The organism is Sediminibacillus terrae, from assembly GCF_009602435.1.
Lineage (GTDB): Bacteria > Bacillota > Bacilli > Bacillales > Amphibacillaceae > Sediminibacillus > Sediminibacillus terrae.
This window is the reverse complement of the sequence record NZ_VZDQ01000021.1, coordinates 331,493-352,147: the sequence shown is the minus strand read 5'-3', so window position 1 is coordinate 352,147 and position 20,655 is coordinate 331,493. Positions and strand designations below refer to the sequence as shown.

At 42.8% G+C, this 20,655-nt stretch carries 18 protein-coding genes; 5 read left to right on the top strand and 13 right to left on the bottom strand.

The features are described 5' to 3' along the window. Window positions 1-15 precede the first annotated feature (15 nt). The 8 genes from F6X55_RS07770 to F6X55_RS07735 form a co-directional block, all read right to left on the bottom strand. Window positions 16-228 (bottom strand): acetyl-CoA carboxylase biotin carboxyl carrier protein subunit, encoded by a 213-nt coding sequence (locus tag F6X55_RS07770; RefSeq protein ID WP_026570245.1) that lies wholly within the window; start codon window positions 226-228, stop codon window positions 16-18. Then, complete coding sequence (locus F6X55_RS07765; protein ID WP_026771308.1) at window positions 225-1,592, bottom strand: acetyl-CoA carboxylase biotin carboxylase subunit; 1,368 nt, start codon at window positions 1,590-1,592, stop codon at window positions 225-227. The genes F6X55_RS07770 and F6X55_RS07765 overlap by 4 nt, the downstream gene beginning before the upstream one ends. A 26-nt stretch (window positions 1,593-1,618) precedes the next feature. Then, a complete protein-coding gene (locus F6X55_RS07760; protein ID WP_026771309.1) occupies window positions 1,619-2,761 on the bottom strand; it encodes an acyl-CoA dehydrogenase family protein in 1,143 nt (380 codons plus the stop codon). Between the two features lie 410 nt (window positions 2,762-3,171). Next, entirely contained in the window at window positions 3,172-5,625 is a 2,454-nt protein-coding gene (parC, locus tag F6X55_RS07755; protein WP_026771310.1) for a DNA topoisomerase IV subunit A, read from the bottom strand. 30 nt (window positions 5,626-5,655) lie between these two features. Beyond that, on the bottom strand, window positions 5,656-7,593 hold the full coding sequence (parE, locus tag F6X55_RS07750; protein ID WP_035426810.1) for a DNA topoisomerase IV subunit B: 1,938 nt from the start codon (window positions 7,591-7,593) through the stop codon (window positions 5,656-5,658). Window positions 7,594-8,418: 825 nt separating this feature from the next. Further along, a complete protein-coding gene (locus tag F6X55_RS07745; protein ID WP_026771311.1) occupies window positions 8,419-8,838 on the bottom strand; it encodes a CoA-binding protein in 420 nt (139 codons plus the stop codon). A 16-nt stretch (window positions 8,839-8,854) separates the two neighbouring features. Further along, window positions 8,855-10,378: an ABC transporter permease/substrate-binding protein gene (locus F6X55_RS07740; RefSeq protein WP_153462617.1), complete on the bottom strand. Its 1,524-nt coding sequence runs from the start codon at window positions 10,376-10,378 to the stop codon at window positions 8,855-8,857. Continuing rightward, the gene (locus F6X55_RS07735; protein ID WP_026771312.1) at window positions 10,375-11,442 is read right to left on the bottom strand and encodes an ABC transporter ATP-binding protein; all 1,068 of its coding nucleotides are present in this window, start codon (window positions 11,440-11,442) and stop codon (window positions 10,375-10,377) included. Before F6X55_RS07735 ends, F6X55_RS07740 begins: the two co-directional genes overlap by 4 nt. Before the next feature lie 279 nt (window positions 11,443-11,721). Between F6X55_RS07735 and plsY the strand changes: the two genes are divergently transcribed. The 4 genes from plsY to F6X55_RS07715 all read left to right on the top strand — a co-directional run bounded on the left by plsY (window position 11,722) and on the right by F6X55_RS07715 (window position 14,702). Further along, entirely contained in the window at window positions 11,722-12,303 is a 582-nt protein-coding gene (plsY, locus tag F6X55_RS07730) for a glycerol-3-phosphate 1-O-acyltransferase PlsY (RefSeq protein ID WP_026570253.1), read from the top strand. A gap of 179 nt (window positions 12,304-12,482) precedes the next feature. After that, window positions 12,483-13,412, top strand: coding sequence for a GTP cyclohydrolase FolE2 (gene folE2 / locus F6X55_RS07725; RefSeq protein WP_026771313.1), 930 nt, complete (start codon window positions 12,483-12,485; stop codon window positions 13,410-13,412). Between the two features lie 9 nt (window positions 13,413-13,421). Further along, window positions 13,422-13,646, top strand: coding sequence for a membrane protein insertion efficiency factor YidD (gene yidD, locus F6X55_RS07720; RefSeq protein WP_153462615.1), 225 nt, complete (start codon window positions 13,422-13,424; stop codon window positions 13,644-13,646). Between the two features lie 180 nt (window positions 13,647-13,826). Then, window positions 13,827-14,702 carry a manganese catalase gene (locus tag F6X55_RS07715; RefSeq protein WP_026570256.1) on the top strand — a complete coding sequence of 292 codons (876 nt, stop codon included), beginning with the start codon at window positions 13,827-13,829 and terminating at the stop codon, window positions 14,700-14,702. A gap of 372 nt (window positions 14,703-15,074) precedes the next feature. On the opposite strand, the gene F6X55_RS07710 is transcribed toward F6X55_RS07715, so the two are convergent. Together F6X55_RS07710 and F6X55_RS07705 are read right to left on the bottom strand one after the other, a co-directional pair. After that, entirely contained in the window at window positions 15,075-15,998 is a 924-nt protein-coding gene (locus F6X55_RS07710) for an alpha/beta hydrolase (RefSeq protein WP_081704515.1), read from the bottom strand. A 38-nt stretch (window positions 15,999-16,036) separates the two neighbouring features. After that, the gene (locus tag F6X55_RS07705; protein WP_035426719.1) at window positions 16,037-16,789 is read right to left on the bottom strand and encodes a TSUP family transporter; all 753 of its coding nucleotides are present in this window, start codon (window positions 16,787-16,789) and stop codon (window positions 16,037-16,039) included. Between the two features lie 227 nt (window positions 16,790-17,016). On the opposite strand from F6X55_RS07705, the gene F6X55_RS07700 reads away from it, so the two are divergent. After that, window positions 17,017-17,304, top strand: a complete 288-nt coding sequence (locus tag F6X55_RS07700; protein ID WP_026570258.1) for a HesB/YadR/YfhF family protein — start codon at window positions 17,017-17,019, stop codon at window positions 17,302-17,304. A gap of 183 nt (window positions 17,305-17,487) precedes the next feature. Here F6X55_RS07700 and F6X55_RS07695 read toward each other — a convergent pair whose 3' ends face one another. Genes F6X55_RS07695 through F6X55_RS07685 form a run of 3 tightly spaced genes read right to left on the bottom strand, consistent with a single transcriptional unit; the run spans window position 17,488 to window position 20,508 of the window. Continuing rightward, window positions 17,488-17,787, bottom strand: coding sequence for a hypothetical protein (locus tag F6X55_RS07695; RefSeq protein ID WP_153462613.1), 300 nt, complete (start codon window positions 17,785-17,787; stop codon window positions 17,488-17,490). A 4-nt stretch (window positions 17,788-17,791) separates the two neighbouring features. Continuing rightward, window positions 17,792-18,214, bottom strand: coding sequence for an acyl-CoA thioesterase (locus F6X55_RS07690; RefSeq protein WP_026570260.1), 423 nt, complete (start codon window positions 18,212-18,214; stop codon window positions 17,792-17,794). Next, the gene (locus F6X55_RS07685; RefSeq protein ID WP_237648615.1) at window positions 18,211-20,508 is read right to left on the bottom strand and encodes an AAA family ATPase; all 2,298 of its coding nucleotides are present in this window, start codon (window positions 20,506-20,508) and stop codon (window positions 18,211-18,213) included. The genes F6X55_RS07690 and F6X55_RS07685 overlap by 4 nt, the downstream gene beginning before the upstream one ends. Window positions 20,509-20,655: the final 147 nt, after the last annotated feature.

Sequence of the window (20,655 nt, the reverse complement as noted above, 5' to 3'; positions counted from 1 at the left end):
TCCTGAATTTTTCTTTCATTCGATGACAGCGATTACATCTCCATCATCGACAAAATCTCCCTCAGCGACTTTCCACTCTTTCAGGATGCCATCTGTTGTACTGGAAATAGGGATTTCCATTTTCATCGATTCAAGTATGGCGATATCCTCCCCCGATTTAATCGTTTTTCCTTTTTCGGCGATTATTTTCCATACACTTCCTGCCATTGCTGCATGAATTTCTGTCATTTGCTTTTCTCCTTTGTTTTACGATTATGAAGATAATAGTCATCTATGAAACTCGTCAGTGTATTTCCTTTTTCAAATTGAGCATGACAAACGATTTCCTTTAATGTTGGAATGTTGGTTTTTATACCCTCTACACGGTACTGGTCCAGTGCTTCCTTCAACCTCCGTATAGCATCTCTTCTCGAAGGTGCCGATATCACCAGTTTACCGATCAAGGGGTCGTAAAAAGGGGTCACCTCCGTACCGCCTGTAACAGCCAATTCATGTCTGATTCCTTTTCCTTTTGGCACTTCCATGCTGCTGATCCGTCCTGGAGACGGATAAAAAGTATTTGGGTCCTCTGCATAAATTCTCGTTTCGATAGCGTGACCCAAGATTTTCAATTTATCCTGACTGAAGTCAAGCCTTTTTCCGGCTGCAATTTTAATTTGTTCCTCGACGATATCCACTCCAGTTACTTCTTCCGTAACCGGATGCTCCACCTGAAGACGTGTATTCATTTCAAGAAAATAAAAATTTTGGGATTCGTCCATCAAAAACTCAATGGTCCCTGCGTTTTCATAACCGATTGCACGTGCTGCTTGTATCGCCGCGTTCCCCAATTCTTCCCTGACAGCTGATTGAACCGAAGGCGAAGGAGCTTCTTCAATAACTTTCTGATGACGGCGCTGGATGGAGCATTCCCTTTCAAATAAATGAACAACATTGCCAAAAGAATCTGCCAACAGCTGGACTTCTATATGTCTCGCTTTGTCGATAACCTTTTCTACGAACATCGTCCCATCTCCGAATAGCATGGAAGCCCGCTTGCTGGTATCTGCGAACTTTGCCTTCAGCGTTTCTTCATTATCTGCCAAGACCATTCCTATACCACCGCCACCTGCTGACGCTTTGATCATCACGGGATAACCAATTTCCCCGGCAATCGCGGCAGCTTCTTCAACACTGGCAACAGGGGCGCTGCTTCCTGGAATAATCGGAATGCCAGCAGCCTGCATGGTTTGTCTGGCCATCACCTTACTGCCCATTTTTTCGATAACGGAGGACTTCGGACCGATAAAAATCAGACCCTCCTTTTCACACCTCTCAGCAAAAACAGATTGCTCGCTCAACAACCCATAACCGGGATGTACTGCTTCCGCGCCTGACTGATTTGCAGCTTCCAGCACACGATCTATGTTCATATAGCTTTTACTGACGGGAGATGGTCCGATATAGTAACTTTCATCGGCCATTTGGACAAATTCCCCTTGCCTGTCTGCTTCAGAGTACACCGCAACTGTTTTAATCCCTAATTTTTTGCAGGATTTGATGATTCTGGCTGCAATTTCTCCGCGATTTGCAATCAATATTTTATGGAACATATTTGACCTCCCTAATGACGATTTGCTTAGCAACCCAGCTGTCGCGCAATTACAAGGCGCTGTATTTCCGAAGTCCCCTCCCCGATTTCCATCAATTTTGCGTCACGAAGATAACGTTCTACCTGATATTCCTGCATGTATCCATATCCTCCAAGTATTTGGATAGCCTGGTTCGCCGCCCGTGTTGCAGTTTCACTGGCAAACAGTTTGGCAAAAGCGGCTTCCTTGGCAAAAGAACGGTTATGATCTTTCAACCATGCCGCTTTGCGCACCATTCCTCTTGCAAGTTCTATTTCCATCGCCATATCTGCCAACTTGAATTGGATTGCCTGAAAAGATGAAATCAGTTTTCCGAATTGTTTTCGCTGCTTAGCATAATCAAGTGCTTTGTCCAAGGATGCCTGTGCAATTCCCAATGACAAGGCTGCAATCGAAATCCTCCCGCCGTCCAATGTGTATAAGAATTGTTTAAACCCTTTTTCTGGATCGCCCAATAAATGATCGGCTGGAATTTCCACATCCTCCAAAACAATCGCTGCTGTATTGGAACCGCGGACGCCCAGCTTTTGATAGTTGCTCGTGATGGTGACTCCCGGGGTGTTTGCCGGAACGATGAAAGCAGAGATGATATTTTTCCCTTTTTTATCCTTTCCTGTCACCGCTGTCACAATTATCGTACTGGCGTAAGAAGCATTGGTAATAAAGCATTTCTCTCCATTGATGATATAGCTGTCACCCGATAATTTAGCGGTCGTCGATGTCCCGCCTGCATCAGACCCTGCATCGGGTTCTGTCAATCCAAACGAGCCTAGTTTTTTACCAGCCGCAAGAGGGGTTAAGTATTTCTCTTTTTGTTGTTCGGTGCCAAAGTAAAAAATTGGACTGGCACCCAGAGATACTGCTGCTGCATAACTTAAACCAGTACTGCCGCATACCCTTCCGATTTCCTCTACCGCAAGTGTGTAAGTGATAGTGTCTCCGCCTGCCCCGCCATACTTTTCAGGAAAAGGAATTCCCATGAGGCCCAATTTTCCTAATTCGTCAAATACATCCTCTGGAAAAGCAGCAGAAGTGTCGATTTCTTCTGCTCTGGGAGCTATGACTGACTGGGCAAAGTCCCGAACCATTTTTTGTGTCATTTGTTGTTCTTCTGTTAGGTCAAAATCCATCCAGTTTCCCCCTTTTTCAATAATCAGGTGAACCTTGTTTCTTCTTGTTTTTGAAAGCGCTTACTAAAATGATGAAAAAAAATGGTGGTATGTTAATCTATGGTGAGGTAATGATGAGGAGGAGTTGCCGCTGAAACGGCACATAAACAGGTGAGGCATACGACATCCCCTCATAATTAGCATTTTATCATAAATCGGTAAAAATACAATTACCATTTATAAGGAACCTTTGAAGCTGCAAAAGGACTGTCTTACAAGTATTCTTACTTGTAAGACAGTCCTCCCATAACCATTATCTGATTTATATTTCTTTGCAAGTTCTTTTATCTTTTCATGACGATGACGCAATAATGATAATCCACTTTTGGAAATATAATGTTCCATTGCACCAATTAGTTTACATAATCTTTTTATGGTTTATCTAACTCGGTGAATGGCTGTTGATAGTTGGTAGATGGCCAAACTTCTACAACTTCTCCTTTTTCGTCCGAATCAACGACATAAGAACCATTGCTGTACCGGTCGCTTTTAGGCAGGTCGAGCGGCAATACGGACTGGATTGAACCATTCGCTGTCTTAAACTGGAGCTCTTCGTTGTCTTCCACAAGATAAAAACCGGTAATGCGATGCGGCTTTTTCTTTAATTCACGAAGCATCACCGAGCCTCTTTTCGCCCTGCCGGCCGGTTCGAATTCAGACAACTTCATTCGCTTGCAAGCGCCTCTTTGTGTCAATAAAACAATGTTGGGATCGGAAGCTGGTGTGAATACTTCCCCCCCGACAACGATTTCCCCATCTTTCAACTGCATCGCTTTAACACCCGCAGCACGCTGGCCAACTGGTGAAACATCTTGTTCTTCAAACCAGAGTCCATATCCTTTGTTCGAAGCAACAAAAATGCTAGCATTGCCATCCGTAAGATGGACGCTTTGTACCGAGTCTTCTTTTTTAAGATTAACCGCAACCAGTGCCTTAGAATAACGTTGGGCCTCATATAACTTTAGCTCACTGCGTTTGACCATACCGTTTTTCGTGAAAAATACTAGATATTGATTGGTATTGAAATCCCGGACAGGTATTGCTTTGACAAGAGTTTCATCTTTTTGAATGGATACGATATTGGATATATGCTGGCCAAGATCTTTCCAGCGGATATCAGGCAACTCGTGGACAGGCAAATACAAATACCTGCCTTTGTTCGTAAATACCAGTAATTTGTCTGTCGTGTTGATTTCCTGCAGGGCGATGAGATGGTCATCATCTTTGATTGCCAGATCCTCTCCATTCGAAGCGGCATAAGAACGGAGGCTTGTCCGTTTGATATAACCTTCTTTGGTAACGGACACAAGCACATCCTCGCTGGCTACCATCACTTCCAAATTAATCTTCAATTCTTCGATCTCTTGCTGAATAACTGTTCGTCTTGGCTCTGTATATTTCTTTTTCAAGCTTTTTAAATCATCTTTGATGACTTTTAATAGTTTCTTCTCGTTCCCCAGGATTTCTTCCAGTTCTTTGATCCTGGCCCTCAGCTCATCAGCTTCTTTCTCCAATGATGTGATATCTGTATTGGTCAGCCGATAAAGCTGCAAGTTCACAATTGCTTCTGCTTGTGCTTCTGAAAAATCATATGCTTGCTTGATACGTGCTTTGGCGTCCTGCTTGTCTTTAGAGGCCCGGATCGTAGCAATCAACTCATCAAGAATGGAAATTGCTTTGATCAAACCTTCGACAATATGCGAACGTTCGTTGGCTTTTCGCAAGTCAAACTGTGACTGCCTGGTCACCACATCTTTTTGATGATCAATATAAGCTTCCAGCATCATTTGCAGATTTAACTGTTTTGGGGTTTTATCCTTGATTGCCACCATGTTGAAATGGTAAGAAATTTGTAAATCAGTGTTTTTATATAAATAGTGCAGGATTCCTTCGCTATCGGCGTCCTTTTTCAACTCGACCACGATCCGAAGACCGGTTCGGTCCGTTTCATCTCGAACTTCGGCGATCCCCTCGACTTTTTTGTCGATTCGCAGTTCATCCATCCGTTTAACCAGGCTTGCTTTGTTAACTTCGTATGGAATCTCATCGATTACTATTTGTTCGCGGCTGGTCCGGAGCTTTTCGATAGTTGCCCGGCCGCGAACGATAACTTTTCCTTTACCTGTTTCATAGGCCTTCTTCAATCCCTCTACACCCTGGATGATTCCACCAGTCGGGAAATCCGGCCCTTTGATTACTTGCATCAATTCATCCAACGTGACAGAAGGTTTGTCAATTTTGCGGATGACAGCATCAATAATTTCTCCGAGATTATGCGGTGGTATCTCGGTGGCATAACCAGAGGAAATACCGGTTGAACCATTGACAAGCAAATTCGGAAACTTTGCCGGCAATACAACCGGTTCATTGATGGTGTCATCGAAATTAGGAACAAAATCAACCGTCTCTTTTTCGATGCCTCTTATTAACTCAGACGCAATGCTCGACAGGCGGGCTTCTGTGTAACGCATTGCTGCAGGTGGGTCGCCATCGACACTCCCATTGTTCCCATGCATTTCCACCAATAAATTGCGTACCTTCCACTCCTGGCTCAATCTTACCATTGCTTCATACACAGAGCTGTCTCCGTGCGGATGATAGTTACCAATCACCGTTCCTACCGTTTTTGCGGATTTACGGAACGGTTTGTCATGGGTGTTCCGTTCTTCATGCATGGCATAAAGAATTCTTCTTTGTACAGGTTTCAATCCATCTCTGGCATCAGGAAGTGCCCGATCCTGGATGATATATTTGCTATACCTTCCAAATCGGTCCCCGATAACATCTTCCAAGGGTAAATCTAAATATTGTTCTGTTTCAGCCAAGTAGGCTCCCCCCGTTTCAAACGACTGGTTTTACGTGTGAATATTTTCGTTTTCCAATATATTCGTTTCTTCTTCTAATCCAAATTCGACATGGGACTCGATCCATTTGCGCCGCGGTTCGACTTTGTCCCCCATCAGGGTTGTCACCCTTCGTTCCGCTCTGGTCAAGTCTTCGATCGTGACTCGGATCAACGTTCTGGTTTCTGGGTTCATCGTCGTTTCCCATAGCTGGTCGGCATTCATTTCACCGAGTCCTTTATATCTTTGCAAAATATATCCGTTTTTCAATTCTTTTGCCGCCACTTTCATTTCCTCTTCATTCCAGGCATATCGGACGGTTTCCTTTTTGCCTTTCCCCTTGGAAATCTTATAAAGCGGAGGCAGTGCAATATAAACTTTTCCTGCTTCAATCAGCGGTCGCATGTATCGATAGAAAAATGTCAGAAGGAGTACCTGAATATGAGCACCGTCTGTATCTGCATCTGTCATAATCACAATTTTATCATATTGCACATCTTCTAAATTGAAATCGCCGCCAACCCCTGCGCCAATGGTATGAATAATTGTAGAAATTTCCTCATTTTTAAAGACATCTTCAAGTTTCGCTTTCTCAGTATTGATGACTTTTCCGCGCAAAGGCAATACTGCTTGGAATTTACGGTCTCTACCCTGCTTCGCCGATCCTCCTGCAGAGTCTCCCTCAACTAAGTACAACTCATTTTTAGCAGCGTTCTTAGACTGAGCAGGCGTCAATTTCCCGCTTAACAGGGCATCTTTCCGTTTTTTCTTTTTTCCGGTTCTCGCTTCTTCCCTTGCCTTCCGGGCTGCTTCTCTCGCCTCTTTGGCACGGATGGCTTTTTTAATTAACATTCCTGCTATATCCGCGTTCTCCTCCAGGAAGTAGGAGAGCTTCTCTGAAACAACCGAATCAACGGCGGACCTGGCTTCGGCCGTCCCCAGCTTTCCTTTTGTCTGCCCTTCAAATTGCAGCTTGTCCTCCGGTATTCGTACCGAAACAATGGCGGTGAAGCCTTCTCTTATATCGTTTCCTTCAAGATTTTTGTCTTTTTCTTTTAACAGGTTGTTTTTGCGAGCATACTCGTTTACCACCCGGGTTATAGCTGTTCTTGCACCTGACTCATGTGTGCCGCCATCCTTTGTGCGTACATTGTTGACGAATGACAGCATGCTTTCGGCATATCCATCATTGAATTGGAAAGCAAAATCAATTTCTATCTCCTGCTGCTCCCCTTCAAATGACACTACCGGATGCAAAGTGTCTTTTTCTTCATTCAAATAAGCCACAAATGATTCCAAGCCATCAGGATATTGATAGGATTCCTGTTCCCCGCTGCGCTTGTCGATAATATCTATTTGGAGACCTTTTAGCAGAAAGGCTGCTTCACGCAGTCGTTCTGAAAGCATTTCGAATTGATAGGTCGTCGAAGTGAACACAGTAGGGTCTGGCTTGAAATGAATGGTGGTTCCTGTTTTTCGTGTCGTCCCTTTTTTCTCCAGGGAAGTAACAGGCACACCTCCGTTTTCAAAGCGCTGGGTATAAATATTGCCGTCTCTATATATCGTCACTTCCAGCCACTCCGACAACGCATTGACCACCGAAGCTCCCACACCATGCAGTCCGCCACTTGTTTTATATCCACCCTGGCCGAATTTTCCTCCAGCGTGCAAAACAGTGAAAATGACTTCGGGCGTAGGTCTCCCGGTTTTATGCATACCGGTCGGCATCCCTCTCCCTTTATCTTCCACAGAAATACTATTGTCTTGATGTATGGTTACCCGGATTTGCTCTCCATAGCCCGCCAGCACTTCGTCGACAGAATTGTCGACGATTTCATAGACGAGATGATGAAGGCCGCGGGAATCGGTACTTCCAATGTACATTCCCGGTCTTTTTCTGACAGCCTCCAACCCCTCTAAGACTTGTATGGATTCATCCGAGTATTGCATTGATTCTTTTACCAATCGAACACCGGCTCCTTTCAACTACTCTCTTTGCATTATAATAGAACAAATGTTTGCCACTGTAAAGAATTGCTTAGAAAACGGCCCTGGTCCGATTTTCTGGATCGTCTCGCTTCCGAAGAAATTTTAAGCGCTTTTCTTATTTTAGCCTTTTTTTCCAAATTCGCAAACCGCCAAGGGGAAAATCACCCTCCATACTCTTTTATATCCTAAGGAAAAAGTAGCGACAAAGTCAATCCCTGGCGTACTGATACAGGTGAAATGTCCAACAAAGTGAAGCTCCCTGGCAGCATTAAAAAAAGATATTGTTCAACAAATATATACGGATTTGAAAGAAACTGATAACTAACTCTTTTATTGTGATGATGGATAGGTCAATATATATCCGCTGCAGCAGCACACTTCGCCCTTTCCATGGGTACGGCCTCACTCAGGGTTCTACTTGAACACGCCTCCTTGGACCGAGGAATCCCGCTGCGGAGCCTTACAGGGAGATGCAGACCCATCGTCCGGTGTCTTCGGCCTTCTCCGTGTTCCGCTACTGCTAGAAGGGGGTTCTCACCTGGATCAGGAGGGCGGGATGTTAGACATGTTGTAGTATAGCTTCACCTTTCTTAAGAAATCTATCAGAACGGAAAATGCATACCCATGGGACAGAGCAGCTTCCGAGAAATTTTTTTCCTCAGAGAGGGTACACGTTATCCTAAACAATACATGTAGGAAGACAGGAAGTCGAATTCAAATCAAGTGTCATTTTTCAATTTGTGAAGATTAAAAAATCCCCCTAAAAAAGGGGGATTTAATCAACGTTTATTTTCCAATCGTTATGGAATGGGCCACCTTGATGCACATATCCATGATAACGGTGAAATTTTTCTCTTTTAAAAATTCATATACTTTTTCATCAAAAATGCCTTGCTGTGCCCAAAAAACATCGGCATTTGTTTCAACAGCCTGTTCTGCAACACTGTATAGAAATTCAGAACGACGAAAAACATTGATTATATCGATGTCTTCCTCCACTTCGGCAAGTGTATCGTATGCTTTTTCGCCCAGTGTTTCGTCAATTTCCGGATTGACAGGGATAATCTTGTAACCAGCTTCCTGCATAGCTTTGGCAATCTGATAAGAGGTCCTTTCCGGCTTGTCGGAAAGACCGACTACTGCAATGGTTTCCGCTTCCTCCAGTATACTTCTCATTTCCTGTTTACCTGGCGCTTGGTATGCCATATTTTTTCTCCTTTCTCTAGTCGATTAATCCCTCATCCTGAAGGTAATTTCTTGCCACTTCCTCGTAACTCTTCTCCTCATAATCCACTTGGTAATTCATTTCCCTCATTTGCTCATCCGTAATCTTACCGGCGAGCTGGTTTAGAATGTCTTCGAGCTCTGGATAACGATCAAGCGTTTCCTGTCTCATCAATGGAGCGCCTTGGTATGGAGGGAACAAATTTTTATCATCTTCCAAAGCGATTAAATCCAATTCCACCATATAGCTATCTGTCGAATAGGCATCGATCAAATCTACTTGGCCATCTTCGATAGCTCCCTGACGGATGCCCGGCTCCATGGTCCTGACTTCGCCAAATTCAATTCCATACAATTCACGAATGCCTTGATAGCCATCTTCTCTATCATTGAATTCCAGCGTGAATCCAGCAGTGATTTCATCATCAATGGATTTCAGATCACTTATCGTTTGCAGATCATTCCCTTCCGCAAATTCCCGGGTAGTCGCCAGAGTGTACGTATTGTTATATGCCATCGGTTCCAAGAATGCCATGTCGTACCGTTCCAGCATCCCTTCTTTCGCCTGTTCATAGACTTCCCTGGCGTCATTGCTCTCTGCCTGTTCTTCAAGATGGGTAACAATGGCAGTACCCGTGAATTCAGGATAGATATCAATACTGCCTTCCTGCAGAGCACTGAATACAAATGCCGTTTTACCAAGCCCTTCTTCCAGTTCCACGTTCAAATCCGTCTCTTCTTCGATAAGGATTTTATACATATTGATCAAGATGGAAGGCTCCGCGTTCAATTTTCCTCCAATTACTAAATCGGTTTGTTGTTGCGTATTTGCCAAAAAGGGACCGACAATGATTAAAATTGCAGCCAAAAGCACTGCTGCCAAGGAACGGAAACCTGCCTTAACAGAAGCCCTTTCTACTATTCTTAAAATAAAATCCAGTATTACTGCTAACAATGCAGCCGGAATAGCCCCAAGTAAGATCAAATTGATCTCACCGCCCCGGTCGATTCCCAGCAATATGAGCTCTCCAAGGCCTCCTGCACCGATGAGAGCGGCAATCGTCGTTGTTCCCACTATCAATACCATCGAAGTCCGTATCCCCGCCATAATGACCGGCATGGCCAAAGGCAGCTCGACTTTCGAGAGTCGGCGAAATGTATTCATCCCCATACCGGTAGCTGCTTCTTTCAGTGCAGGGTCAACTTCTTTTATCCCGGTATATGTATTTCGTAAAATCGGTAAAAGGCCATAGGCTATCAATGCCACAATCGCCGGCTGTCTTCCTATTCCTAAAAACGGAATGAGAAATGCGAGTACTGCCAGGCTCGGGATGGTTTGCAGAACAGCAGTGATGCCGATAATCGGCTCAGCCAGCCTTTTCGATCTGGTGAGTGCAATACCGAGCGGCACCGCTACTACTACCGCAATCAACAAGGAAATAATAGAGATTTGTAAATGCTCCCAAACTTTTTCCCATAACATGGTTTGGCGTGACTGGAAAACATCCAAAAAATGATTCATTGATGAATCACCCCGTTTTCCACTTTCGTTTTGCTGTCCAAATAATGGACGATGTCTCCGTAAGACAATGTACCGATTACTCGGTTGTCCTGGACGACAGGCAATATGTCGATTTCATTCCGGAGAAATATTTCCGTTGTCTGCACCAACTGCATGTCATTGGGCAGCTCGGGATGTTCCATTTTTTGACCATCTTTGTACGTTCCTATGTACTGATTTTCTTCATCTACAATAATATAAACGCCATTAGGGTTGAAGTTTTTCCGCTCATATTGCAAACGGGAAATCATCCTGGTTTTGGATTGATCCATAATTACGTCCACAGCAGTCTGCCATGGTGATTTCTTTTCACCAATAAAATTTCTCACAAAATCAGTACGTGGCTCGAGAATCAACTTCTGCGGCTTATCAACTTGTACAATTTCGCCATTTTTCATTAAGCAAACTCGATCACCGAGAGCCATCGCTTCATCGATATCATGAGTGACGAAAACAATGGTCTTTTTGATTTCCTTTTGGAGGGAGCGGATGTCGCTTTGCAGCTGCTCTCTTGTGATAGGGTCAAGAGCGCTAAACGGTTCATCCATCAACAGGATGTCCGGGTCGGCTGCCAAAGCTCTTAAAACCCCGACACGCTGTTGTTGGCCGCCTGATAATTCATGCGGCCTTCTTTTTTTGAAGTTATCCGGATCAAGGCCGACCATTTCCATCAATTCATCTACCCTGTGCCGAATTTCTTGTTTTCCCCATTTTTTCATTTCGGGCACGATCATAATATTCTCTTCGATCGTCAAGTGTGGAAAAAGTGCTATTTCTTGAAGCACATACCCAATATTCCAACGGAGTTCATGAATATTATAGTCACTTATATTTTTGTTATGTATGCTTATCGTCCCTGTAGACGGTTCAATCAGTCGGTTGATCATCTTCATCGTTGTCGTTTTTCCACAGCCGCTTGGACCGATCAAGGTGAGTAATTCCCCTTCTTCAACAGTCAAGTTCAACTTTTCAACTGCAGTAGTGCCGTCAGGATAAATTTTGGAAACATTATCAAATTGAATCATGTTATTCTCCCTTGTTAAATTTTTGGATTATTTTCCTTTACCCTGGCAGATACAATTGAAAACAATTATAGTTTGTATCCTGCCAGCAAAAGCGCAATACATTATTCACCTCCGACAAAATTTGTTGGGAGTACTGTCCCGAAAGTAGCTTTGAAACCTTGAGACAGAGTCCCGCTAACACCCTTCTTGGAACAAAAGGTAAAGTTTCTGATGTAACTGTTTCCCCTTCATGATAAAATGAAATTACAAGCTGTGCATTGTTAAAAAGGAGTTTTGCAAATGGGTTATATTATTTTTGCAGTTATTGCATATCTTATCGGATCAATTCCTTTCGGATTAATCGTCGGAAAGCTCGGATTTAAAATCGATATCCGTGAACATGGAAGCGGCAATCTTGGAGGCACCAACTCTTTTCGGGTCCTTGGTTTCAAAGCTGGTTTGCTCGTGACGGCTTCCGATATTCTCAAAGGGACCTTGGCGGTTATTCTTCCCCAAGTTCTCAATGCTGATGTCAATGCATTGATCATTGGTATGTTTGCGGTCTTTGGCCACATGTATCCGGTGTTTGCTAAGTTTAAAGGCGGAAAAGCAGTGGCTACTTCCGGAGGTGTGATTCTCGGAGTAAACCCGCTGTTGTTCATCATCATGCTGGCAACTTTCTTTTTAAGTCTGTTCTTAACGAAATATGTATCGTTATCTTCCATGATCACCGGTATTGTCACAGTTGTGCTCACTATCATTTTCCAGGAAACCGGTTTGTTAATTGTGACTTCATTGATGACTATCTTTGTTTTTTACCGTCATCGAGCCAACATTAAGCGGATCATCAATAAAACAGAACCCAAAATCACCTGGATGTGAAAATGCAAAGGATCAGGCTCCAGCCGGGTCCTTTTCCCTTGTATTTCAACCTCTTACTTTATAATCATTACATCTTGATAAAAATTTTTAAATTAATTTGCTTACAAGCTGAAAAATTGAATAATAAATTATCATTTACTATACTTTTATTAGTTGAATGGTTGAAAGGAGCCACTGCTATGAACAATACAGAACTTAAAAATAAGAAAACATTGCCAAGCAAGGCTGAACGTCATAAATTATTCGGATCTGTCGCCCCTGGTCCGAAAACAAAGCCTGTCGATAAAGAAAAAATGGCAGATCTTCAAAATTCTAAAAAAGATTTTTTATTCGATATTGACGCTGTTGGCATCGCCAACGTTAAAAATCCGATAAACATAACAAGCCATTTAGCACCAAATAACCAAACGACCATTGGTACGTTCCGTTTTACTTCCCGTATTGACAAAGATAGCAAAGGAACGAATATGAGCCGATTTACAGAACAGCTTGACGCCTATTACCAAAATGGTTATACAATCGATATCGACACCTTAAAAAGGTTTACGAAGGATTTAGCCGTCAGATTGAAACAAAAGGATGCCCAAATGGAAGTTGGTTTTCCATGGTTTTTTGAACGAAAAGGGCCTTCCTCAGGGTTGGCCGGCTTAAATCATGCCGATGCAGCCATCAAAGTGACTTACGATCAGGACAAGGGCCATCAAATCGAGGTCACTCTGTCAGGAACCATCACGACCCTTTGCCCTTGCTCAAAAGAAATAAGCGAGTATAGCGCGCATAACCAACGTGGTACAGTGGAAATGACTGCAGTCCTTTCTCAAGATTTTGATGAGAAGGAAACAGATTGGAAGGAAGCGTTGTTGGAAGCTGCCGAAAGCAATGCAAGCGCAAGGATTCATCCTGTGCTTAAGCGTCCTGATGAAAAAATGGTGACAGAACAGGCATATGAAAACCCGCGTTTTGTGGAAGATATCGTCCGTTTGGTTGCTGCCGACTTGTACGAGCTTCCGTTTGTAGAAAAATTCAAGGTTTCTTGCCGAAATGAAGAATCAATCCATTTACATGATGCGGTAGCTTCGTTATCCTATGACAAAAACCAAGAAGCGTAGGAAACGCAGATGAGTAGATTGTTTATTCTTTTCATTAAGCTATATCAAAAAATAATTAGTCCACTGAAGCCTCCGACTTGCAGGTTTTATCCGACTTGTTCACAATATGGATTAGAATCATTGCAACGATTCGGAGTTTTAAAAGGTGGACTTTTGACCATCAAAAGGTTGTTGAAATGTCACCCTTTCCATCCGGGAGGAATTGATCCGGTTCCCGAGAAAAAAAAGCGATGAACGAAGATAGAGCCCGGGATAAAAGCATCTCGACCAAAATAAAACCCGAACGGAGTTGATTTACATACTCCGTTCGGGTTTTGCTTTTTTGATTATGCATTTTTCCTGGTCACTATTCATTCCGGAATATTTCTGAATAGGTGAAGGATAATAACGTTAAACCTGATTGGAGGGATAGTGTTGTTTACTCATAGAAAAGAATTGCAATACAATGCAAAACCGACCAGCCCAGATCCCGTTTACGCCAAAAAGCTTCAGGAAATTCTCGGTGGCCAATTCGGGGAAATAACGGTGATGATGCAATATTTGTTTCAAGGTTGGAATTGTCGGGCAGAACAAAAATACAAAGATATGCTGCTCGACATAGGAACCGAGGAAATAGCACATGTTGAAATGATTGCAACCATGATTGCTCAATTGTTAGACGGTGCTCCAGCAAAAGAGCAAGAGGAGGCGGCAGCTAAAAATCCTGCTGTCGAGGCAGTACTGGGAGGTATGAATCCCCAGCATGTAATTGTTTCCGGCTTGGGAGCCACTCCGACAGACAGCGTCGGTTATCCGTGGAATTCGCGTTACACAATAGCAAGCGGCAACCTTCTTGCCGATTTCCGGGCCAACTTGAACGCAGAGTCACAGGGCCGCCTTCAGGTCGTCCGCCTTTATGAATCGACGACAGATCCTGGAGTAAGAGATATGCTTTCCTTTTTAATCGCAAGAGACACAATGCATCAAAATCAATGGATGGCCGCTATTGAAGAATTGGAAGCCAATCAAAAAGCTATTGTACCGAGCACCTTTCCGCAAGAACTTGAAAAACAAGAGGTTTCTTATGCGTTCATGAACTTCTCGGAGGGTGAACAAAGTTCGAACGGCAGATGGGCGAAAGGAGAAAGCATGGACGGCCAAGGTTCCTTTGAATATGTATCACGTCCACAAGCGATGGGACAAAACCCTCAACTGCAGCCTGCTCCAGCATATATTCATGGTACCGCACCGCCTGACACTCTCCCACCCGAAACCAGCCAGGCAAATTACTCAAGTCCATCCAAAAACTGAAGGGTTCTCTGTCAAATGGTGGTGGAGTGATATTCACATCTTTGGGTCTCGAAGGCATGCGCATGCAAGGTGCGATGGCCGATTTTCACAGCTAATGTGAAACGAATCGTTAAACGAATGAAGGAATAGAGGGCACAAATCACTTGAAATTAGATAAAAAGCGGTCTGTATGGAAATTAAATTCCATACAGACCGCTTTTTTTCATTCTACTTTTCAAAGACCTTCAGTTTTTCAGTGGCCTCCAAAAAAAAACAGCCTTTTTTTATTCTCTCGTTATGAAGGTAACGAGTGATATAAAAATTCTTTTTTCCTTCCTGCTCAAATGTTCCAATTTAGGAACTATGTAAGAATACGATTCCGATTAATGACCCCTAGTTTGACCCATACAACATTCTTTGATTTCCTTTATCTTCCCTATTTGAAGGTTGGTCTAAAATACGAGCCAATTTATCGACAACCTCCTCACTACTCCAATGTACATAGTGTCCACTGTTCACCGGCAAATACTCTACAGGGAGTTGTTTGTGGTGCTGCAATCTTTCTATACTTTTTTTGGTCAGCCTATACTGTTTCTTATCACGGTCTGCAAATGTGCCATAAATTAGATAAGTCGGCAGCTCCAGCTTCTTGACAAGCTCAGGAAGGTTCATATTATAATAACCGAATAAAAGATTCATACCCGAAGCAGTCATTTTTGGAGGATGGCGCAGTGCTTCCTGGACATAAACACTGTTATCAATTCCAACTGTATGACAAAAACGCTCGATTTCCTCTTCCTTGTTTTCCGACTCAGCGCTGTTGCCGGAAAATAACCCGGCCAATCTTGCCATGAACGAAATGCCGAAAAGATGATAACCTACATTCAATAAAGGAAACAAAAGGGCAAAGGGACCAAATTCTTGAAAAGGAATTCTCGGATAAGGCTTATGGCCCGAATCCAATAGAATAAGCTGCTTTACCCTTTCAGGATAATGAACAGACAGGGACAAAGCGATCGCTCCGCCCAAAGAGTGCGCAACAATGTCAGCACAATCTATTTTTTCTTGGTCAAGGTATTCTTTCAACCAGTCTGCCAATCTTTGGGTTGTACATTTTTTGTTAATGCCTTCACTTTGTCCATAACCGGGAAGGTCGACTAGATGGGTCTGGAAGGCTGGTCTGAGCCTCTCTGCAATATTCATTCCTTCGAGTCCGGAAAATCCAGCCGCGGGTAAAAATACAACAGGCTTTCCGTCTCCTACTTTCTTTACATGAAAAACCTTACTGTCGTTCCTATCGTTTTGGAAATGCTCCATAAATTTAATTACTCCTTTAAACCATTTTCGAAAATCAACTAAAACAACAATTTAACAGCTCCGAGTGCGGCAAAGCTTAAAGTAAGAAATTGAAATGTCTTCTGCGGAATTAACCTCAATAGATAGACACCAAGAAAAGCGCCGATGATGATCGCTGTCATCATCCATAAATTGAACAATACAGTATTCACGGTGATCAACCCTAAGGATATATAAAAGGGAACTTTAATGAGATTTACACATAGGAAGAACCAAGCCCCTGTTCCAATGAATTCATGTTTAGGCAATCCTTTCACCAATAAATAGACAGCCATCACTCCGCCTGCCGCATTCCCCATCATGGTTGTGAAGCCGCCTAGTATTCCCATAAAAACTGTAAACCAGCTGGATTCGGGTAGTAACTGATTGAACTTTTCCCCCATTTTACTGCGAAAGGCATGTAATAGAACCATGAAAAGAACAAGGATCCCAATCATTGGTTTAAGTTGACTGCTGCTTATATGATCCAAGACGAAGTAGCCGGCCACGATGCCCATTACTACCCATGGAAGTAAAGAAATCAAGTATTTCCAAACGACATTCTTGCGATAGTAAGTAACAGCAAATATATCTCCTATGATCAGCATTGGTACCAGAATACCGACAGATTGCTTGGCAGGAAAGACGAACATCATGACCGTAACCACCAATATTCCCAGACTCGGGATTCCTGCCTTAGCAAATCCAATGAAAATTGCACAAAAAATCACAATCAGCCATTGCAGAACTGACAAATCAAAAATTGGTCTCACCCTCTCCTTCTTTTGAACTTTAGCGTAACGGACAGACAAGCAAAAGCACTAGTGCGAGGCAGTAAAAAACAAAAAAATAAAATACTCCCCTTCATAATTCTTCTTTTATATAAAAAACACCTTTCCATTTCTACATATTTCTGCAAATTTCGAAAGTCGGATAGGACGTTTTAGGACAAGTAGATTCGTTAATACAATGGATAAGAGAATCGAAAGGAGTGTAGAGGATGGACTTGCAAATTTCAGAGACAGCGGCACAATGGTATGCCGAGGAATTAGACTTAGAGGAAAATGAATATGTACGTTTTTTTGTCCGCTATGGAGGGATGGGTGGTCATCAGCCTGGGTTCTCACTTGGCGTGACAAGAGAAGAGCCGGAAAATCCGACAGTTGATTCCAAGGTGAATGGCATTCACTTTTTTGTCGAAGAGGATGATTCTTGGTATTTCGACGGAGCGGACCTTGAAGTCGAAATCGAACAGGAAGCCGAGGAGCCACAATTTAATTACAAGTGATCGAGGTGGATTGGGCCGCTCCATGTCAGAAGGACAGCACAACCAACAGGGTATTAAATACTTTGGGGGGCTTCCATTTTTATGGCCATTGAGTGGTTTTATTTTCTGTTAATAAAATCATTTTTGCCTTGATAAACCAAAAACCAAACCGGCGGGGTTTGGTTTTTGGTTGAAATCGCACTTTTATATACCGAATCTGTCCAACTGACTCCATTGCTTTTCGGCAATCAATATATGTTTCTGTCTTTCACCGAATAAATCATAATGCGGATATTTATTATCATGATGTATCCATTTCGGATCAAGTCCATACTGATTTCCCCATTTAATCAATTTATCTAAATCATTGCATCCTGCTTTCGTAACAGTATCACAACCAGGGAATCTGGAGTCTAACCAATAGTGGGTAAGAAAAGCTACTTTTCCATTTTCGACCTCCATTTTCCATTGATTAAGCTCTTCCCTTTTCAGCCCAAAAGCCATTCAATCATTCTCCTTTCATGGCATCCAAATATGCTTGATGCCAATCCGGAAGAAATTTCCTTATGGAAACCGGACGGAAAGAATCCTTTTTCACCACAACATGCCTGGTGGAACCTGTGACTGCTGTGCTGCCTTCTTGATTATAAATCCGATAACCGTATGAAACCCTCAATCCATCGTATTCTTTTATCCAAGTATCAACAAACGCGTCTTGACCATAACGAATCGGTTGTTTGAATGACAAATCGGCATCTACCACCGGGGATACGACACCTAAATTCTCCATCTCATGATATTTAAATCCTAGCTCTTCGATAAATGAAGTCCTTCCAATTTCAAACCAAACGAGATAATTGGCGTGGTAGACCACTCCCATTTGATCCGTTTCCTGGTACCTTACCTTAATCGGTGTTTTTGCTATTTTCACGGTCTTTTCCCCCTAATCGTGCTCCATGCTTGGGCAAAGTCTTCTTTTGTCAAACGTTGGTCCACCTCAATGTTTTCGGGTTGTTCTTCCATAATCCGAAGGGCCTGAAACTGAACAGCTTCATCAACTAAATTGACCGCAAACCTTGCATTTCCATCCATTTCATGTTCCTGGTATTGCTCGTTCAAGTATCGGGCAGCGTCTTCCTCCAAAATATAGTGGTAATCCTGAAGGTGTGCTCGGGTAATTTTCATTAAATCCTCGGATCGATAATCCGGAAAGTGAAAATACTTTTTGAAACGGGATTCTAGCCCTGGATTGCTGGAAATAAACTGTTCCATTTCTCTGCTATATCCTGCCAGAATCACTACTAAATTTTCGTTGTGCTTAGTCATTTCGTCTACAAGGGTGTCAATTGCTTCTTTGCCAAAATCTTTTTCCCCGCGATATAAACTGTATGCCTCATCGATAAACAATACACCGCCAAGGGCCTCCCTGACTTTTTGCTTTGTTTTAATGGAAGTTTGACCGACAAATCCAGCGACCAGATCGCTTCGTGAAGCAACGACCAGATGCCCCCTTTTCAACAAGCCACATTCATTCAATATTCGGGAATAGATATTGGCGACGGTGGTTTTACCAGTGCCGGGATTCCCTGAAAAAACAGCATGTAATTGAATCGGGACGGTAGGAAGCCCCTGTAGTTTTCTTTGTTGTTGGATCCTGACGAAAGAGGATAACTTTTTCACTTCTTGTTTCACGTTTTCCAATCCTATAAGTTCATCTAGACGCTCCATAGGATTTTGATCTTCCGTTGATTCGTTTAACTCTTCCAAATCCTCCTCGTCAATTCTCATATGATCCAGCCAGTTATCTTCTGATGCATGCTGTTTATATGCCCCTTTTTGAAAAATAGCCTTTAGTACCAAGTCTCTGACTGTTCTGGCATTACCAAACGTTTCATCTACTCTGGATTTTTCTATTAAACCTTCAAATTTATGCAATGCTTTTTCTGTAAAAAAGTAATCGTTATTTAATGCTGTTTTCTCGGCGATTTGCAGTAATTCGCCGGTTTTAAAGTCAGGAAGTGTAATATGGTTTGGTTCGGGAAAACGGCTGCGCAAACCGGGATTTGCCCAAAGAAATTGTCGCATCTCCTCTGGATAACCGGCAAGGATTACGGCAAACCTGTCCGCATATTCTTTACTGGTCATACTGGATACCAACGTGTCGATAACTGCCTGTCCATAATCATTCCCGCTCTGCCCATCCCGTTTCAAGCTGTATGCCTCGTCAATAAATAATATTCCGCCTACCGCCTGTCGAACATAATTGACAGTGTTCTCTTCGCTCTGTCCGACGTAAGAACCAACAAGATGGGAACGGTTCACCTCGGTTACCTGGTTTGTTTCCAGCAGTCCAAGTTCATGATAGATAGCGGCCAGCAGTCTGGCGATCGTTGTTTTACCCGTTCCGGGATTTCCACTGATGATCATATGGAGTCCGGGTTCATCCACCATATGGAATCCAAGCTCTTTTCGTTCTTTTTGGTACTTTAAATAATGATAAAATTGATGAATATATTGTTTGATTTCCTTCATTCCAGTCAGTTCATCCAGCAATTTCAAGGGATTCTCTTGTTTATCTCTTTTAAACGCTTCAGGAAAAAGCGATGACAGTTCCGATCTTCGTTCTACAATGTCTTTTACTTGCTGGTTCAATTGTTGAACCGGGAGTCCAGTTTTTTTATTTTCAATTGCATTTCCTGTATCTTTCAGCATTTCCGATAATTGATTTAAACGCTCGATGATTTGCGAACTTATTTGCGGAAGGGGTTTGTCGTCGTTTTCTCCCTTAGTCAAATGGGTTGTTTCCAAAAATCCCTTTATCTCATGTGCCAGTTCACGTATTTTTTTCAATTTAGCAGGATCGAAGTCAGTTTCCCTGATAGCCCAGTCCGCCAAGGGAAGTTTTTCTAAATCGGAATAAAAATTCAAATACGTTTTGATATTTTTCAAATCCTGAAAGGCTTCCGGCTTCTCAGTAAATTCATCGGTTTCTTTCAGAAGAAAATCGACAATGTGGTCATCTTCCTGGTTCCGTTTTAAACGGTGAAAGACAACGATCATATAAACAACTGCTTTATAAAAATCCGGTATATCAATGACTCCTTGTTGCCAATCATTGATAAGTCGAAGTGCCTCTAATTCACTCAATGGAGGATTTTGGCTGATAGTCGTCCATTGCTCAAGTTGGCCGGAAATTGATGTGAAATCTCTGTCAGTACGTGCCACTTTGTATCCGCTCCCTTCTATCCAAGCCTTATTTTAACACAGCGGTTCGTCGTTGTAGATTTTTGTGCCTTTAAAAGGGGTATGTCCAAAAAAAGAAGTGACTGGACAAAAGCATGACCACAAAAGCAAAAACCGAACGAATGGAAA